This is a genomic window from Streptomyces sp. NBC_00631 (assembly GCF_045206895.1).
GTDB lineage: Bacteria > Actinomycetota > Actinomycetes > Streptomycetales > Streptomycetaceae > Streptomyces.
The window spans coordinates 7,408,998-7,425,154 of the sequence record NZ_CP107734.1 but is presented as its reverse complement, the minus strand read 5'-3'; the positions used below and the strand labels follow the sequence as shown (position 1 = coordinate 7,425,154).

Annotated in this window: 17 protein-coding genes; 9 read left to right on the top strand and 8 right to left on the bottom strand. The window is 64.5% G+C overall.

The features are described 5' to 3' along the window. Positions 1 to 42: 42 nt before the first annotated feature. From OHB00_RS34305 to OHB00_RS34295, 3 genes are all read right to left on the bottom strand, one after another. Entirely contained in the window at positions 43 to 1,425 is a 1,383-nt protein-coding gene (locus OHB00_RS34305) for an FtsK/SpoIIIE domain-containing protein (RefSeq protein ID WP_406440592.1), read from the bottom strand. Next, positions 1,425 to 1,781 carry a hypothetical protein gene (locus tag OHB00_RS34300; RefSeq protein ID WP_406440590.1) on the bottom strand — a complete coding sequence of 119 codons (357 nt, stop codon included), beginning with the start codon at positions 1,779 to 1,781 and terminating at the stop codon, positions 1,425 to 1,427. The genes OHB00_RS34305 and OHB00_RS34300 overlap by 1 nt, the downstream gene beginning before the upstream one ends. 170 nt (positions 1,782 to 1,951) lie before the next feature. Beyond that, the gene (locus tag OHB00_RS34295; protein ID WP_093500510.1) at positions 1,952 to 2,740 is read right to left on the bottom strand and encodes a GntR family transcriptional regulator; all 789 of its coding nucleotides are present in this window, start codon (positions 2,738 to 2,740) and stop codon (positions 1,952 to 1,954) included. A gap of 110 nt (positions 2,741 to 2,850) precedes the next feature. On the opposite strand from OHB00_RS34295, the gene OHB00_RS34290 reads away from it, so the two are divergent. The 6 genes from OHB00_RS34290 to OHB00_RS34265 all read left to right on the top strand — a co-directional run bounded on the left by OHB00_RS34290 (position 2,851) and on the right by OHB00_RS34265 (position 6,690). After that, positions 2,851 to 3,258, top strand: a complete 408-nt coding sequence (locus tag OHB00_RS34290; RefSeq protein WP_406446117.1) for an NUDIX hydrolase — start codon at positions 2,851 to 2,853, stop codon at positions 3,256 to 3,258. A 46-nt stretch (positions 3,259 to 3,304) separates the two neighbouring features. After that, entirely contained in the window at positions 3,305 to 3,730 is a 426-nt protein-coding gene (locus tag OHB00_RS34285; protein ID WP_406440588.1) for an ATP-binding protein, read from the top strand. Then, positions 3,730 to 4,113 carry a hypothetical protein gene (locus OHB00_RS34280; RefSeq protein ID WP_406440586.1) on the top strand — a complete coding sequence of 128 codons (384 nt, stop codon included), beginning with the start codon at positions 3,730 to 3,732 and terminating at the stop codon, positions 4,111 to 4,113. The genes OHB00_RS34285 and OHB00_RS34280 overlap by 1 nt, the downstream gene beginning before the upstream one ends. A gap of 86 nt (positions 4,114 to 4,199) precedes the next feature. Beyond that, positions 4,200 to 4,424, top strand: coding sequence for a hypothetical protein (locus tag OHB00_RS34275; protein ID WP_406440584.1), 225 nt, complete (start codon positions 4,200 to 4,202; stop codon positions 4,422 to 4,424). Positions 4,425 to 4,831: 407 nt separating this feature from the next. Further along, a complete protein-coding gene (locus OHB00_RS34270) occupies positions 4,832 to 5,929 on the top strand; it encodes a DUF262 domain-containing protein (protein ID WP_406440583.1) in 1,098 nt (365 codons plus the stop codon). Between the two features lie 2 nt (positions 5,930 to 5,931). Further along, positions 5,932 to 6,690 (top strand): HEPN domain-containing protein, encoded by a 759-nt coding sequence (locus tag OHB00_RS34265; protein WP_406440581.1) that lies wholly within the window; start codon positions 5,932 to 5,934, stop codon positions 6,688 to 6,690. Positions 6,691 to 6,973: 283 nt separating this feature from the next. On the opposite strand, the gene OHB00_RS34260 is transcribed toward OHB00_RS34265, so the two are convergent. Beyond that, a complete protein-coding gene (locus OHB00_RS34260; protein WP_406440579.1) occupies positions 6,974 to 7,813 on the bottom strand; it encodes an IS5 family transposase in 840 nt (279 codons plus the stop codon). 259 nt (positions 7,814 to 8,072) lie between these two features. Here OHB00_RS34260 and OHB00_RS34255 point away from each other — a divergent pair. The 3 genes from OHB00_RS34255 (at position 8,073) to OHB00_RS34245 (ending at position 10,390) form a co-directional block, all read left to right on the top strand. After that, positions 8,073 to 8,884 (top strand): IS5 family transposase gene (locus OHB00_RS34255; protein WP_406430049.1). Its coding sequence is split into 2 segments (ribosomal slippage): positions 8,073 to 8,430 and positions 8,430 to 8,884, totalling 813 coding nucleotides; the frame shifts between segments, so codons are not numbered across the junction. A gap of 14 nt (positions 8,885 to 8,898) precedes the next feature. Continuing rightward, positions 8,899 to 9,390, top strand: coding sequence for a DUF6086 family protein (locus OHB00_RS34250; protein ID WP_406430047.1), 492 nt, complete (start codon positions 8,899 to 8,901; stop codon positions 9,388 to 9,390). Between the two features lie 550 nt (positions 9,391 to 9,940). Then, on the top strand, positions 9,941 to 10,390 hold the full coding sequence (locus OHB00_RS34245; RefSeq protein WP_406440577.1) for a very short patch repair endonuclease: 450 nt from the start codon (positions 9,941 to 9,943) through the stop codon (positions 10,388 to 10,390). Here the strand turns inward: OHB00_RS34245 and OHB00_RS34240 are convergent. Genes OHB00_RS34240 through OHB00_RS34225 form a run of 4 tightly spaced genes read right to left on the bottom strand, consistent with a single transcriptional unit; the run spans position 10,341 to position 16,118 of the window. Continuing rightward, a complete protein-coding gene (locus tag OHB00_RS34240) occupies positions 10,341 to 10,961 on the bottom strand; it encodes a hypothetical protein (protein ID WP_406440576.1) in 621 nt (206 codons plus the stop codon). The two genes, OHB00_RS34245 and OHB00_RS34240, sit on opposite strands and share 50 nt — an antisense overlap. Continuing rightward, positions 10,961 to 12,613 (bottom strand): helicase-related protein, encoded by a 1,653-nt coding sequence (locus tag OHB00_RS34235; protein WP_406440574.1) that lies wholly within the window; start codon positions 12,611 to 12,613, stop codon positions 10,961 to 10,963. Before OHB00_RS34235 ends, OHB00_RS34240 begins: the two co-directional genes overlap by 1 nt. Continuing rightward, on the bottom strand, positions 12,610 to 14,967 hold the full coding sequence (locus OHB00_RS34230) for an ATP-binding protein (protein ID WP_406440572.1): 2,358 nt from the start codon (positions 14,965 to 14,967) through the stop codon (positions 12,610 to 12,612). Before OHB00_RS34230 ends, OHB00_RS34235 begins: the two co-directional genes overlap by 4 nt. Next, positions 14,964 to 16,118 (bottom strand): DNA cytosine methyltransferase, encoded by a 1,155-nt coding sequence (locus OHB00_RS34225; protein ID WP_406440570.1) that lies wholly within the window; start codon positions 16,116 to 16,118, stop codon positions 14,964 to 14,966. The genes OHB00_RS34230 and OHB00_RS34225 overlap by 4 nt, the downstream gene beginning before the upstream one ends. Positions 16,119 to 16,157: the final 39 nt, after the last annotated feature.

Sequence of the window (16,157 nt, the reverse complement as noted above, 5' to 3'; positions counted from 1 at the left end):
CACGGAGGGGTAGGGACATGGCACAGCGATGCCGGGGGTGGGTCAGTCGGTGACGGGGTGCGGCTGCACGACCGGGCCCGCAGGCGTGGTGTGCGGTCGTACGGGGACGTCGGGCCGGAAGGGCTTGAGGGCGGGGATGTCAGGGACCAGGTCGGCCGAGTCCTGGCAGATGGCGGCCGCGTCGGCGAGGGAGAGGTGCGGGGTGCGGATGCGGGACCAGCCGCCGGAGGTGTCGCCCGCGACGGCGAGGCCGGGAGTCTCGGGGGCGATGGAGCAGGCGGCGTAGACGGCTTCGGGGGCGATGTCGCCGAGGGCCATCTTGGCGGAGGCTTCGTCGTTGACGCGGTGGCAGACGCGGCCGGTGAGCTGGGCGCGGAGCATGGTGGCGCCCTTGCCGAGTTCGGCGCCGAAGCGCTGCCCGCAGACTTCGAGGTAGATGCCGGCTGCGCGGCCGAGCTGGGCGAGGCGGATGAGCTGGGTGACCATCTCGTCGCGGCGTTCCTCGTCCTTGCGGGTGGCGGTCAGGAAGAGCTCGGCCACCTCGTCGACGAACAGCACGATGGGCACGGGGCGTTCACGCTCAGGCAGGCCCCAGATGTCAGAGGTGATCTCCTCGTCCGGGGTGCCGGGCGCGATGCCCTGCCTTTCCTTGATCAGGTCGTATCGGTCCTCCATTTCCTTGACCAGCACGGGCAGCAGCTCGGCGGCTTCGTCGGGGTCGGTGGCGAGGGCGGAAAGGCGGGCGGCGAAGGGCGCCAGTTCGACGCCCCGCTTGCAGTCGATGCCGACGAGCGCGACACCATCCTGACGAGCGAGTCCGGAGATGAGGTGACGCAGGTACATGGACTTGCCGGACAGGGTTGCGCCGAGGGTGAGTTGGTGGGGAACGGTGCGGTAGTCGCGGACGAAGGGCACGGCGTCCTCGCGCAGCGCCACCGGCACCTTCAGGAAGCCGCCACCGCTCTTGCGGGGCATCCGCACTCGCCGCAGGACGTCGTAGCCGACAAGCCGCAGTTCGACAACGCCCGGTTTGACGGTGGTGACGTAGACGGCGTGAACGCCCCAGGCGTGCCGCAGGCGTTCGGCCGATGCGGCGACGTCGGCGGGTTCCTGCCCGGGAGCCAGCCGGAGCCGAAGCCGTAACCCGGTCGAGGTGGGACGGAGAATTCCCCGGCGGGGCGGGACCGCCCGGACCTCCCGCCGGGTGGTGGCCTTGACGGCGAGGACCCGCAGCCGGGAGGGCGCCACGGTCAGGCCGCAGGCTTCCATGACGGAGCCGTACGAGCTGAGCAGGCGGACCGTGGACATCGGGCCACCAACCGCGGACCAGTAGACCGCCGGATGCTTGGCCCGGGTGTAGGCGGCCCCGCCGCCGAGTGCGGCGAGGGGTCCACCCACCTCCAGGAGTGTCGTCAGGTCGGACATCAGGCGGCAGCCCCGGCGCCGGCCGGGAAGGCGGCCGGGGTGACGGCGGCGGCCCGGTAGGCGACGCCGTGACGCTGCTGGCCGTTGAACACGGACTCCCACGGCCGGGCGATGAGCCCCGGCAGCGACACGGGCGAGCCGAGAACGAGCCCTTCGGAGACACCGCCCTCCGGCACGGTGACCTTGATCAGGGACGACTCCCCGTCCTCGATGTAGACGACGCCGATGGTCATCAGCGCCTCACCGCTCACCGCGTCCTTGGCGATCTCGCCGGTCTGACGGTCGCGGACCTTCGGCTCGGGGGCCTCGGTCAGCAGGATCGTGGCGGCGGTGGTCTCCACACGGATGGTGCGCACAGGACACTTCCTATCTACTCGTCTATACATGTAGCGATCCGTGGACCCGATCTCCCGGGCTCACGACGATCACCCTGCCACACAACTTGCCCACTCGTCTATACGAGCAAGCGTGTTGGGGTGTACGAGTTGAGGAAGCGTCCCTCGCGCACCACCGCAAACCATGACGATCAGGTCGCAGGAAGCTGGTACGACAGCACGTAGGCGTCCGCCGCCATGACCGTGTCGCAGACCTCCACGGCCCGTCCCTCGGTGTCGAAGGCGGTCCGGATCAGGTGGATCACGGGCACGCCAGCCGCGAGGTGGAGCGTCTTGACCTCGGAGGGCGAGGGCATCCGGGCGCGAATCTCCTCTTCGAAGTGGTCGAGGCGGTGGCCGAGCTCTTCGAGGCGGGCGTAGATGCCGCCGGGACCGGGGTTGGGTTCGGCGATCTGGGTACCGCGAGCGATGTCGAGAGGGAGGTAGGAGGTGGCGAACTCCACGGGCCGCCCGTCCAGCAGATACCGGCGGCGCCGGGCCAGCACGCGCCGGACGGAGCCGAGCCGGGTAGAGACGTCCTGGCTGGCCTTCTCTTCCTTGACCTCAAGACTGTCGACCTGTGGGTGACTGCCGGCCGCATCTGCCTCCACGATGAACGCGGACTTGCCCTGCTCGCGGTGGCGGCGGGCGAACCGGTCGGAGGCCAGGCGCCGCACGGGCGGCCGGGGCCGGACGAAGACGCCCTTGCCGTGCTCGGCGTGGACCAGGCCCTCGCCGGTCAGGATGGAGAAGGAGTTGCGGACGGTCATCCGGGAGACCCCGTAATGCTCGACCAGCTCCGCCTCGGAGGGCAGTTTCTCGCCCTCGCGGAATCGCCCACGGTCGATCGCCTCGCGCAGCTGGTCGGCGATCTGCCGAAAGACCGCACGATCGCTCGTGGGATCCAGGTCGCCGAGGAGGCCCGAAGAAAGAGGGCTCACTGTGTGTACTCCTTTAGGTATCTAGACGAGTGGGCGAGTGAAGTTGCTACGGTGGAGAGCCTAGCCATCCGGGAGGGCCGAGGAACGTGAGCACAGAACGCCCGCACTCCGTGAGCGTCGCCGGGGTCGTCGTCGACGCCCAGGGCCGTGCCCTCCTGATCCAGCGCCGTGACAACGGCAAGTGGGAGCCGCCGGGCGGTGTCCTCGAACGCGAGGAGACCATCCCCGAGGCCCTGCAACGCGAAGTCCTCGAAGAGACCGGCATCAAGATCGCCCTTCCGGCGACCCTGACCGGCGTCTACAAGAACATGACGGGCCTGATCGTCTCCCTGGTCTTCCGCTGCGAGGCCGCCGACGGCACGCCCACGACCGGCGACGAGACCCGCGCCCTGCGCTGGGCCACCCGCGAAGAAGTCACCGAGCTTGCCGACGAGGCGTATGCGATCCGCGTCCTGGACGCGCTCGACGCCATGACCCCGCCGGCTGTCCGCGCCCACGACGGCGTGAAACTCGTCTAGCCCGAACCCGCTGCACATGGCGGCCTACCAGCACGAAGGAACTTGTATGCACGAGTATACGAGTCGAGTCCGAGTCTGGGGACTGACTTGCCCAGGATTTCCGGAAGAGGTCAGCCGGGCCCGCCGCTGGACGAGAGACATCCTGCGCGGATCGCCCCTGGCGGACGACGCGGCCCTGATCGTCAGCGAGCTGAGCACGAACGCACTCCTCCACACGAGCAGCGGCGGGGAACACGGAAGCTTCCATCTGGCCTTGGCTGTGGCACCGCAGGTGATCGCACTGTCGGTGACGGACAACGGAGGAGGAGGCGCCCCGAAGGTCGAGCACCAGAACCAGGACGCCGAGCACGGCCGGGGCCTGGACATGGTCAGCGCCCTCGCACACAGGGTCGTCGTCCAGGGCACCAACGGCGGCTACACCGTCACCGCGGAACTCTTCGTCAACGCCCAGCGGGGAGGCTACCCGTGCTGATGGACAAGCCCCGTCGGGGCTTCTGGTGCGAGTGCTGGACCGAAGACCTCACCCACGGGATGCGGTGGCCGGCACTCCGGGCATCCTTCGACGCCTACTCCGCACCCCAGGCAGACAGATGGGTCGCCATCGCACTCCGCACCATCTCACCGGCACTCGACCCGGACGCCTCCGACGAGGTCTGGGCGTGGCTCCACGACGGCCGCGCCGAAACCCGACGAGCCCTGCTGCGCTTAGAACCCTGCACAGTGTCAGTCACCCAGGCCAGCACCCGCATCACGTGGACGATCCGGCCGGTCATCTTCCTGCCGCTGACTAATCGCCAAGCCGTCGAACTCCCAGCCTGTGCATACACCTTCAAGCCCCACACAGGGGGCGCCTAGGTTCACTCGGCTAAGGTCCGACCTCTCACCCTGGGGCTGGTCCTCGGGCATGCTCGCCTACATGTGCCTACAGCAGCGACCAGGACTTGAACGTCAGCGACGCCACCAGGAACGGCGTCGAGGTGGACGTGGCAACCAACCTGCTGAACGGCACCGTACGGCTGTCAGTGCTCTGGACGGATGAGATCTACCTACGCCCGGATGACGCCGAACGCGTCGCTCACGCCCTGCTACGAGCCGCCGAACACGCCCGACGCATCGCAGAACATCGAAGCTCAGGACCGGGCAGCAGTATCGCTGCCAGCCAGTGAGTTACAACTTTCTTTACTGGTTCAAGGCGGCTCGCTCCGCTCACCGCGCGCGGCACGGGCGCCGGCCGGGCCTGCGCTCCTGTCTCCGCCCCGCTCCAGCCCGGCCGGCGCCCGTGCCGCGGGGGGAGCCAGGCTTTCGAGGTAGAGCCGAGACGCAAAGGATCGCTCCAACCGACCCGCCCGCCCGCAAGCCGAGGTGAGGCGTGGGCCGTTGCTACTTCGCCTTGGAGCCCGGGAGGAGGCGAGGACCATCCGGTGCGAGCCCGCAAGAAAGATCCCGTCGCATCGCTCAATCTGATCCACCGAACAGCCCGGCACAGCTTCCAGGTGACATGTACTCTCACCCTATAGCGCCGATAGCCTTCCGCCGCCCTGACAAAATGGACCCAAAGAGGCAAAGTCAAAGAATGCATAGAGAAAATAATGCCGAAGGAGGCGATTCGACGCCTCTCGGAGGCGCGGAATCAGGCCTAAGGGAACGTTGGGTCCAGAAAAAGTCCAATCTATATTCTCACGCACTGGATTTTAGCCTCTCCAGTCTCGTTTCCCTCGTCCAAGGGCATGAGCTAGACCTGGATCCGGAGTATGCGCGTCGATACCGATGGGACGTCACTCGCAAATCGCGTCTGATTGAGTCCTTCCTGCTGGAAGTACCCATCCCCCCCATCTTTCTTGCCGAGAATACCGACGGTCGATATTCCATCATTGACGGAAAACAGCGGGTTTCTAGCATTATTGACTTCGTTTCAAACGGGTTCCCGCTGACCGATCTTGAGGTTTTGCCTGAGGCTAACGGATTGACTTTTGGCGAACTCGATCCCACAATGGCGCGTTCGCTGCTTTCCAGATCAACCCTTCGGGCGGTCATTATTGCCCAGCCCTCAGATCCAGACATGAAGTACGCAGTTTTTGCCAGACTGAACACGGGAGGCGTTCATCTAACAGCACAGGAAATGCGTAATGCCCTACACCCGGGCCCATTCAATCGAATGCTCGTTACACTTTCAGCCGGGCCAGCATTTCAGTCCGCGCTCCAGATCAGCTCCGCATCCCAAAGAGAAATGCGTGATGTTGAGCTAGTTCTACGGTATTTCGCGTTGCGAGACTTCGGAGGTGACCGCACTCCTCTCACTGCAGAGGCATTGACGCGGGCACTAATGCGGGGAAACCTGCTAAGCGAAGTGGAGATTCAGGCGGACCGCGACGAGTTCCTTTCCTCTCTCTCAAAATGCTCTACAGCATTCGGTCTCCTAGCGTTCCGCCAGTGGGATCCACGTCGAGGTGAGGCAACATCTCGCACGATCACCTCTCTATATGACGCAGAAATGGCCGCCGTTCGCAGTTTTCGAGAGGACGTCCTGGCTCGTCGATCTGTACAGATTCAGGAGGGTCTGAAAGATCTTCTGAGCCATCGCGAATTCCAGCGCTTGCAGCGATCCCCGGGGAGCCGCTTGGAGGAACTAACTAACGAAATCATCAATCTGTTGCACAGAGTTCTAGGTTAGCCATGCCCAGAGACAAGTTCAGGGCGCAGCTTGCAGAAGTACACACGCTGCTCAATCTTGCTGATTCGATCGACTTTCGCGACCCCGCCCTCACGTATCTCGCAGGTCCGCGCCCAAACTCCGGACCTTTGTTGGCAGGTGCGATTGTACTACTGTGCGCCCGTTTTGAAGAGTTCATTAAGGATGTGGTCACATACGCGTTAGAGCGCCACAATTACGCGAATCCGCCCGTTCTCCTTTGGGATCTACCTGAAGACGTACAGGTTCGCCTCGTCTCCCGAAACCTGACCGCAGCACTTGAAGTCAACCGCCACGGCAGATCGAGGGAACCTGCAGAGCGCATCAGTGACGGAGTGGGTGCGGCTCAAGCATTGACGGTCGGGAAGATCGAAGCTCAGTTCGCCATTAACACATCAGGCAATCCAGGCCCTGAAACCGTAAAGGATTTGATGCGACTCGCCGGGGTGGAAAGTCCCTGGAGGGCTATATCTCGCCATTTTGACTCAACGTATGTCATGCCGATAGTCTCCGGTTTGTCAAATCCCGTCGTCGGCGGCCTTGAGCAGCGGCTGCGGCAGATCCTCAAGGTCAGAAATATAATCGCCCATAGCGGCGCGACAATTCCGTCATCATCGGCGGAAATTCGATTCAACGTCGACTTCTTGAGTCAGCTATCAGACTCTATCTACGACGTGCTGAAGGAAACTATCGAGAACATTGCTCGCTCCACCGGAAGACAGCCCGCCTCTTGGAACCCCTAATTGCGGCACGCGTACGTGATCGAATCGACAGTCAGCATGCTAGGCACCGAAGCCTCGGGCCAGCGGACAATCCACCTGACTCTCTCCTGAAGCGGGACTCTGTGCTGTGCCCACGACCGGGCCGGTGAGTGCTGCTGCCGTCGACGGCACTGCACCGTTGCTGAGGTCCGTGGGGGTGCAGCGAGACATACGCGCGCCTGGTCGCTCGGCGCACCCGCCGTCGTGGCTGACTGTCGTCGGCTTAAAGAGCGTTTTGTCCCGGCGAGGTTGTTTGGTTCGAGGTTCAGGTGTCGCGCCAGTTCGGAGTGGATTCGCTGGTGAGTCGTCGGCTTATGAGGTCGATCATCGCGATGTGGATTATGGCTTCGGACCGGTGGGGGTGGGTCTCGTAGTCGCGCGTGAGCCGGCGGTGGTGCATGAGCCAGCCGAAGGTCCGCTCGACCACCCAGCGCCGGGGGATCACCTTGAACCCTTTGACGCCGGGGTCGCGTTGGACGATTTCGACGTCGATTCCGAGGCGGGCGCCGTGGTCGATGACTTTCGTACGGTAGCCGGTGTCGGCCCACGCCTTGGTCACGCGAGGGGCTGTGGCGGAGATCTGGGTGAGCAGGTGGATGCCGCCGGTGTTGTCGGAGACACTCGCTGCGGTCACCCAGACGGCCAGTAGCAGGCCGAGGGTGTCGACGCCGATATGGCGCTTGCGACCTGCGATTTTCTTGCCTGCGTCGATGCCCTGGCCGGTCGCTGGCACGTTGGCGGAGGTCTTGATGCTCTGCGCGTCCAGGACACATGCGCTCGGCTCGGCATCCCGGCCTTCGGCTTCGCGCGCCAGGCGCCGAAGCAGGCCGTTGAGCCGGTCGAAGACACCTTCCTTCTGCCAGGCGGCGAAGTAGCCGTAGACGGTTTCCCAGGGTGCGAAATCGTGCGGCAGATACCGCCAGGGGATGCCGGTGCGGTCGACGTACAGGATGGCGTCCATGATGCGGCGCAGGTCGTGCTCGGGTGGGCGGCCGATGTCCAGGCCCTTGCCTCTGCGCTCGGCCCGCCAGGCGGTGAGGGTGGGGCCGATCAACTCCCAGCGGGCGTCGGACAGGTCGCTGGGATACGGGCGCTGTCGCGTCATGTTTCGGTAGTACCGTCGGGCACGACGCATCCCCAGGGCGCAAACAGCGTCAACCGGGGGCGCTTCGGGATCAGACAGGAGCGACTCGACTCAAACGGTCAGACATATGGCGTCTCCTGTCGCACAGGCCGCATCGACCACTCTCGCCTCGGCAGTCGCAGACCTACTCGCCCTTCGAAGCGCCACCAAACAACCTCGCCGGGACAAAACGCTCTTTTAGACGTCGTTTCCTTTGGTCTGATCGTTCGTTGAGCGGTGCATGACGAGTCTGATTGAGCGGTTGGTGCCGGATGAGTTATGGACGCTGTTCCGGCGGGTGGTTCCGCCGACGGAGGCCATACGTCCGCAGGGGGGCGGCCGACGGCGGGCGGGCGACCGCGAGTGCCTGGCGGCGATCATCTTCGTAGCCACCTCGGGGTGTACCTGGCGGCAGTTGCCCCCGGTGTTCGGGCCGGCCTGGCCCACGGTCTACCGGCGTTTCGCCCTTTGGAGCCGGGACCGGGTCTGGGCCAGGCTCCACCGAGTCGCCCTCGACGAACTCGGCGCCCGCGGCAAGTTGGACTGGTCCCGGTGCGCGATCGACTCCGTCAGCCTCCGGGCCGCAAAAGGGGGCCACTGACCGGACCGAATCCGACCGACCGCGGCAAGAACGGATCGAAAGTACACCTGCTCACGGACCGGAACGGTCTGCCCCTGTCGTTGGGCATCTCCGGCGCCAACATGCACGACAGCCTCGGCCTGAAGCCACTGGTGCGCGGGATACCCCCGATCCGCTCCCGGCGCGGCCCGCGTCGCCGGCGACCGGCCAAGCTTCACGCCGACAAGGGATACGACTACGACCACCTGCGGCGATGGCTCCGCCAGCGGGGCATCCGCCATCGCATCGCCCGCAAGGGCATCGAATCCTCCCAGCGGCTGGGCCGACACCGCTGGGTCGTCGAGCGGACAGTGTCATGGCTGGCCGGCTGCCGTCGGCTTCACCGCCGCTACGAACGCAAGGCTGAGCACTTCCTGGGCTTCGTCGGCATAGCCGCAGCCCTCATCTGTTACCGGCGTCTGGCCAGGTCATAACAGCGACGACAGCGGTGATCCAGCTGGATACGCTCACCTGTCATGACCAGTCGGAAGGTGCCGCGTTGAGTCAGTACTTCGATATAGGCGACGAGACTGTGTGGAACCCGTCCAACGGAGCTTCCCGTCTGTTCCGACGCCAAGTGTCGGTCTTCGAGGCGGAGCTGGAGCTCTCATCAGGCATTGGACCGATGGAGAACGACGAGTGCCAGATCGACCCGGCCGTCTTCGAGATCTTCGTCAACGCCCTGCTGGTGCGGCACCGAAGAACAAGCCACGCCATAGTGCTTGCGCTCTCCGAGGGGTTCACCGCCACCGTGCTGGTTCTCGCGGAGCGCGCCGGGATCAGGGTGGACTGGGGGCAGTTCCGATCCGCCCCGGATGGCGCACTCGAAGATGCACAGATTTCCGCAGCCGCAGGGATGTCCGCTCCGGCCGAAGGGCATGCCTGGGATGCGGGACTGCGCGAGAAGGCACGGGAGCTCGGGCAGCGCATGCCTCGTTGACCGGAGCAACCGGGTCCGCTGATCGCTTGCCCACCCATGCCTACCACCAAGAGAAACGGCGTCTTAGGTTCAGACGGGCGCGCATCGAAGGCGCCGGCGTCAGCCGGGTGCGGCCAACCTGGGCCGTCCGAGGCCGCTCAACAGCAGCCAATGACGAACAACGACGACCACCAGGCGCACGAGCCCACTGACGCTGCCCAGCAAGTCACAGCTCACCAAGATCCTCGGCAAGACCCAGGGCAAGAAGACAGTCCTGGACGGGACATCGTCGGTGGCCTCTCGTGCTCGACTGTAGGGCCACTGACGGGGTGTTTCGACACAAGGCCATCACACAGGGAGACGCCTCCACCAGCCCCAGATCGGGTCAGTGCCAGGGGGCGGGCTAAGGTCGGTCTATGCCTCGCTTCGCCCCATACGACCGGCGGCTGGTGGGTCTCGGCTGTCGACCTCGTCGTGGACTTCGTTCTAGTGGATCCCGTCGGCCTCTTGATGGACGTGTGGGACTGTCGGGGTCGCCGCTGGAGTCGAGAAGTTCGGGTGGAGGAGTCTAATGTCTGCGGGGGTCGACCCGGTCGTCAGTGCGCGTATGTCCCGAATCCGAGGGCGCGACACCGCACCCGAGATGAAAGTGCGTCGGGAGTTGCATCGGCGCGGTCTTCGGTACCGGGTGAACTTCAAGCCCGTGCCCACGTTGCGACGGACGGTCGACATCGCCTTCACAAGGCAGCGGGTCGCCGTCCTGATCGACGGGTGCTTCTGGCATGGCTGTCCGGATCACTTTCGGCCGGCACAGGGGGATCGGAAGGAGTTTTGGGCGGCCAAGGTCGCGGAGAATCAACGCCGCGATCAGGACTCCACCAGGGCGTTCACATTGGCGGGTTGGGCCGTTCTTCGTTTTTGGGAGCACACTGACCCGGTCGAGGTAGCAGACAAGATCGAGAACGAAGTGATCAGACGCTCCGCAAGCCGGCGGTCGCCTTCCGAGAGACCGTGTAGGTGACCTGCTCGCATCGAGCTCTCAAGGTGGTGGCTAGCGAGAGGGCGAGGTGCCAATCGTCGTCGGGCAGCGGTGCGGTGTTGGGCTTGGTGACGGCGATGGTGATCAATTGCGACTCGGACTCCGCCCGGCGTAGGCAGGCGTGCCAGACCATACCCTGCAGGCCACTCATCGGACCCCAGGTGATGAAGGTCGACTCACCATCGGGTCCATCGGCGAGGCAACGCATCGGTTTCACGTCGAGTGTCTGCGCGCGAGGGGTCCATCCCGATCCCATGGCGAGCCGAACAACCGACTGCGGACCGGGGTACTCGCGTGCCGTCATCTGAGCCATCGGCCCGACACCTTCGAGCGCCCGACGGTACTGCTTCGCTGGTCCGTCCTTGATCCACGGGCGTATCTTCTCCGTGGGCATGAACCTAGCGAGTCGCCCGCCTATCTTGGGATCCTTGACGAACCGGTCATACATCTCCGTCGCTGCGGGCGCAGAGACCTCCTCCCACCGCAGGGCATCGAAATGGCGGGCTAGCTCCGCGAAGATCTCCAAGCGAATCGGTTCCGGAAGGGTCGCCATCAGCCCCCCTCGACGGGCGGGAACTCCAAACGGACGCTGTCGTCGGCTCCCCCAAGGTCACCCACGTCGGCCATCCATTGGTCCAGGAGTCCCTTTACCCTTAGGTCCTCGAACTCGAACTGGTTCCGTCCGACTGATACCTGCTCGATCTCGCCCTCAGACACCTGTTCTCGCATGTCGTATACCTCGGCCAACCGTCGGATGTCGCTGACGAAGTCCAGTACCTCCACGTGGGTCTTACCCTTGCGAAGACGGAGTCCGCGGCCAAGCTGCTGCACGAAGATACGTCGACTGTGGGTCACCCGGGCGAAGCAGAGAATGTTCACGTCGGGCACGTCGACACCCTCGTTGAGGATGTCCACGGCGACGAGGATGGGCACTTCTCCTGTACGGAAGTTGAGCAGTCGTGCCCGCCGCTCCCGTGTCTTCAGCCTGGCGTGCAACGTCTCGGCCCGCTCCCAGCCGGGCCGTCGGGCAAGCAGGTCGCGCATACGCTCGGCGTGCTCGATCGTCTGGCAGAAGACGATGGCCCGCGGGTTCGTGGTCTGGTCCCAGACCTTCTCGAGGTGTCCCCGAACCGACTCGTCCCGCTCGGGAATGAAGAGCCGCTTGTTGAGGTCCTTGATGGAGTAGCCGTGCTCGGAGGCGTGGCGGACGAAGTCCCAGTCAATGTTGTCGGCGAAGACGCGGTACTTCACATCAGCGAGGTAACCCAGCCTCATGCCCTCCGAGATGGACACCCGCTCAACTGGTTCGCCGAAGGTCCGCTCAATGTCGTACCGGTCGCCTCGCCAGGGCGTGGCCGTCACGCCCATCCGTTTAGCCTTGGGCAGCAGGCCCATCATCGTGGCGTAGTTCCCGGTCTCCCCCACGTGGTGCGCCTCGTCCACGATGACCAGCTCGGGGGCGTAGCCCGATTGGATGTAGTCACGTGCTGTGTTCGATACGCCGAAGGTGACGCCAGGCAAGGAATCCGGTTTCGAATCGCCGTGCAGCAGACGGGTCGGTACGTCCTTGGGAATGTCCCGCCACATCGCCCGTTCGAGTTGCTCCACAAGGTCGATCATGTGCGCAGTGACCAGCACCTTGGCTCCCGGATTGGCGAGAAGGAATCGTCGCAGCACCCTGCCAGCGACGACCGTCTTGCCGAGGCCCGTAGCGAGGTAGATGAGCGCCTCGTCGGCGTCCTCTAGGGCGGCCCAGGCCGCTTCCACAGCACGGTCCTGATAGGGGTGGAGGTCGAACGGCGTGACTCTCTCCGGAGCGCGATCGTAGATCGTCGCCAGCCGTCGGCCGTCCCAGAGGGTCACGTTGACTCCGACGTCCCTCAGCGCGTCCGCCCGCTCCTTGGCCTTCTGGGTGAAAAGTTGATTGGTGACCACTACCGCCCGGTGGATCGCGTAATGCCGCATCGCCGCGTGGGTTTCGTCCACGGCCTCGCGATCCACATTGCCCGACTTCTTCCATTTCGACTGGAAGATCCAGTCCTCACCGTTGAGTCGGCCAAGGAGGTCGGCACCTTTGTCCCCGGGACCATCGATGTTGACCAGATCCGTGAACGAGATCAGGCCAAGCAACCGCTCCAGCTGACGCGTGAAGCCCTTCGGGCCTTCCTCGACAAGGAAGGCCGGCTCTAGGAACGATCTGTTCATACCTGGACGATCTCCGCGTCCAGTAGGTCCGCTGTAAGGAGCAAGCGGGACAGTTCCAAGGTGTTCTGCAGGGGCGGGCCCACCACCATCCGCTTCAGGTCGGTGAGGAAGGCGCTAACACGGGCCACTTGGTCCGCCTGCGTCTCCTCTCCGAGCGCAGCGTAAGTAGTGCGGAACAACCCGCCGTCCAGTACCAGTTCGGGACCGCTCGTAACGAGGTCGAGGACGCCCTCGACTCCCAGATAGCGTGCGAACTCGCCGTTCTCCACCGCTGCCTTCCAATCGACGTCCGGTGCCACCGCGATGGCGTACGACTCGGCGGCCCGCTTCGACTGGCCGGACAGGGCGGACCAAAACGTGGCCGCGTCCTTCGAAGTGAGGTCGGCGAGCCGATCTCGCAAGCCCTCCAGCAGCATCTCCGCGCGACTACGCACCGAGCTGGAGTCCACCCGCCGGTCCGGGAACTGCTCAAGGATCGAGGCCACCAACCCGTAGATGGAGCCCGGTACGGAGTACACGTTCTTCAACTGCGGTGCCGCGCAGACGAGCGCGACGTTCAGCGGGGACCATCCGTACCGCGCGATCAGCGTGGTATCGGAGTCGACGTAGATCTCTACCTCGCCAGCTACGATCCGAACCACGGAAGGCTGCCGCTGGCCGTCCTTGAGCAGTTCGACTCCAGAGGTGACGTAGACGCGAAGGATCGCCTGAGCGGTACCAAGGCGAACTTCGCGGTCAGTGTCAGGAAGCAGCGTCGCATGCTCTCTGTACCTCGCGAAGCGTTGCTCTTCGGTCTCCGGCCGTGTCTCTGCGGCCGGCTCCGGCTGCTTCTGATCTGGGGACGGTGAGTGGCCGTCGGCCGCCCCCGTCCCCAGATGTCCAAGCCCCTCCCCCTTGAGCCAGTCATCCTCGTCGGAGGGCGGTGCTGGCTCCGGCGGTGGTCCGTGCTTGACCCGATCATGATCGGCCGCAGCCTCGTACCATTTCTCGTCGGACTGATACTCCGGGTCCCCGCTGCGGAACTTCTGTGCCCATCTCTTTGCGTCATTGTGGATGGCGGTGCTGCCGTTGCCCGGCATGAGGTACCGGAGACCCGGTTTGTTCTCCCGGAAGGCGTTGAAGAAGCGGCTCATCGGGGAGTCGTTCTCACGATTAAACAGGCGCTTGGCGAGCTGTGGACGCAAGGGCAGGTCGCCTCGCACCTTCTCGAGCATGTATCGCCACTCCGGCGACGACGTGTCGAAATTGGTCTTGCGGACATTGACCGGCGCGTGGTCGAGATGGATCTCACCAACGATGCGGCCCATACCGAGTTCGATCGGATACTCCAGCTCAGTGTCTCCGTCTGGCCCCTCCCAGTCGAACAGAGACCTGTCCCTGGTTGTAATCGCACGCCCGCTCCGGAGGAACGTCAGACCGAAGTCGGACTTATCGGCGAACCTCTGCACGCCCAGCCACCCCACGATCCGGCGCTCTCGCTCCTGGATGTCAGCGCTCTCACACTCGACGCACTGGTCGTGCCTCGAGGTGTACCAGCGCCCACAATTCATACAGGCGAAGGCGTTGGTGAGTGGCACGTGGATTACTTCGGCAGCAGGCGCTTCCGAAGCCTTGTACATAACCGACCGGGCCGGGTCCCAGATGCACGGCACGAGAGGGGACACCTGGCGAGCGTTGACGTACAGGCGCTGGTTCAAACCGCCCATAAGCTGCGCGCCGGAATGAGGGCCGTTGGGGTCACGCAGCATATAAGTGTAGATCCGGCCTAGGTTCTTGCTGACCTCCCGGATCGAGCTCGCCGACTTCAACTTGACGACCACGTCTTCGCGGAGGTTCGTCACCGAGACGAGAGTGCCGTGCTCGTCGGGAGCCTTCCGCTCGTAGCGAAGGGGCACCTCGTACGACGACAGCCGCTGCATCTCCCTAAGGTCGATAGTGGCGGTGATCCAATGGTCGTCGCCACGTCGTCCCGTACGGACCACCGTTATCGTGCCGAGACGGGCCGTTGCGATGTTGAAGCCCATGCCGAAAAGGCCGAGGCTGCCGAACCGTTGCTTACCCGACGTGCCGGCACTCAAGGCGTACTGCAACTCCTCGTGAGACATTCCCCGGCCGTTGTCGCTCACGACGACCTTGGCACCCCGGTTCACCTTGCTCGCCGTGGGCAGGATGACGTCTATTCGAGGTTCCAGCGTCTCATCGACACGGGTGGCCTCGACGAGTTCGTCGAGACAGTTGTCGATCAACTCGCACAGGCACTGGTGAAGTTGGAGGTCGACCTCCGCGATCATCTCCAAGATCCGGGGGGGAGGCATCAGGTTGAGGGTGCCGGGTCGCGTCTCCGTCTCCGTCATGCTTCGGATCCCTCCGCGCGCAGGGCGGCGTGGACGCTGTCGGCCACGACCCGCGCCAACTCGACTGGGACTGCGTTGCCAAGCTGGCGCATCGCCTTGCCCCAAGGCCCATGCAGCTCGTAGTCGTCCGGGAAGGTCTGCAAGCGGGCACTTTCCCTAACCGTGAAGTAGCGAATGGAACCGTCTGTCTCACGCAGCATGTTCTCGCCGCCGGGAACCCCGTGACGCCCTGCTTTCAGCGTCTTCGCGGGCCAGTCCACCGGACTACCGGTGTGACCAGGGTAGGAACGAGCTCCCGGTTGAAGGACGTGGTTGAGGACGCCCGCAGTACCTGTCAGCGTTGGCTCGGGAAGGCCAGCCAGCGCGTCGCGTATTGTGCGCCAGCGCGCTTGGGCCTCGTCCGGCCGCAGTTCCTCAGGTATAGGGACGTTAGGCCGTTCCGGGCGCTTCGCCTTGGGCACTTCATGTTCCTGCCAGTACTCACCAGTTGTCCACTGAGCATGCAGAAGCGCGCGTCTTGAGTGTGTGACATGCGGAAATTCCCAGGTCACGTCCAGGTCGTTTCGGAAACCGACCAGGAAGATGCGTTGGCGCTGCTGCGGCACGCCGTAGTCCGCCGCGTTAGCGAAGGCGGGTATGACCCGATAGGCCAACTCTTGGTTGCTGACGTCCTCGCCCGCCGCCCGGAGCCGCCGCAGGTGATCTCCCCACAGTTCGTCAGGCTTCGCGGCGAGGAGGGGCAGCGAAAGCCTGGCCTGGATGTACTGGAAGTAATCGGCGAACCTCGGGCGCGCCAGACCTCTCACGTTCTCGATGATGAACGCGCGGGGCCTCAGGTGGGCGATCGCCTCCGCCGTGGCCGGGAACATGTCACGTTCGTCGTCGTCCGCCTTACCCCGGCCGCCAATGGAGAACGGCTGGCACGGCGGGCCGCCAGCGACGAGATCTACCTCGTCGGTGATGCGGGACCAGTTGAAGTCCCGTACATCGCCCTCCTCGACGTGCCAGTTCGCGACGAGCTCGTTCCCCCGAGCCTGGTTCTGTCGCACCGTGTCGCAGGCCCACTTGTCCAGCTCAAGGGTCGCCAACGGGTCGAACCCAGCCTCCTGACAACCCAGTGCCAGTCCACCAGCGCCAGCGAACAACTCCACGCTCGCGAGGCGAGTGTGCGTGTTCCTCATCAACAGGAG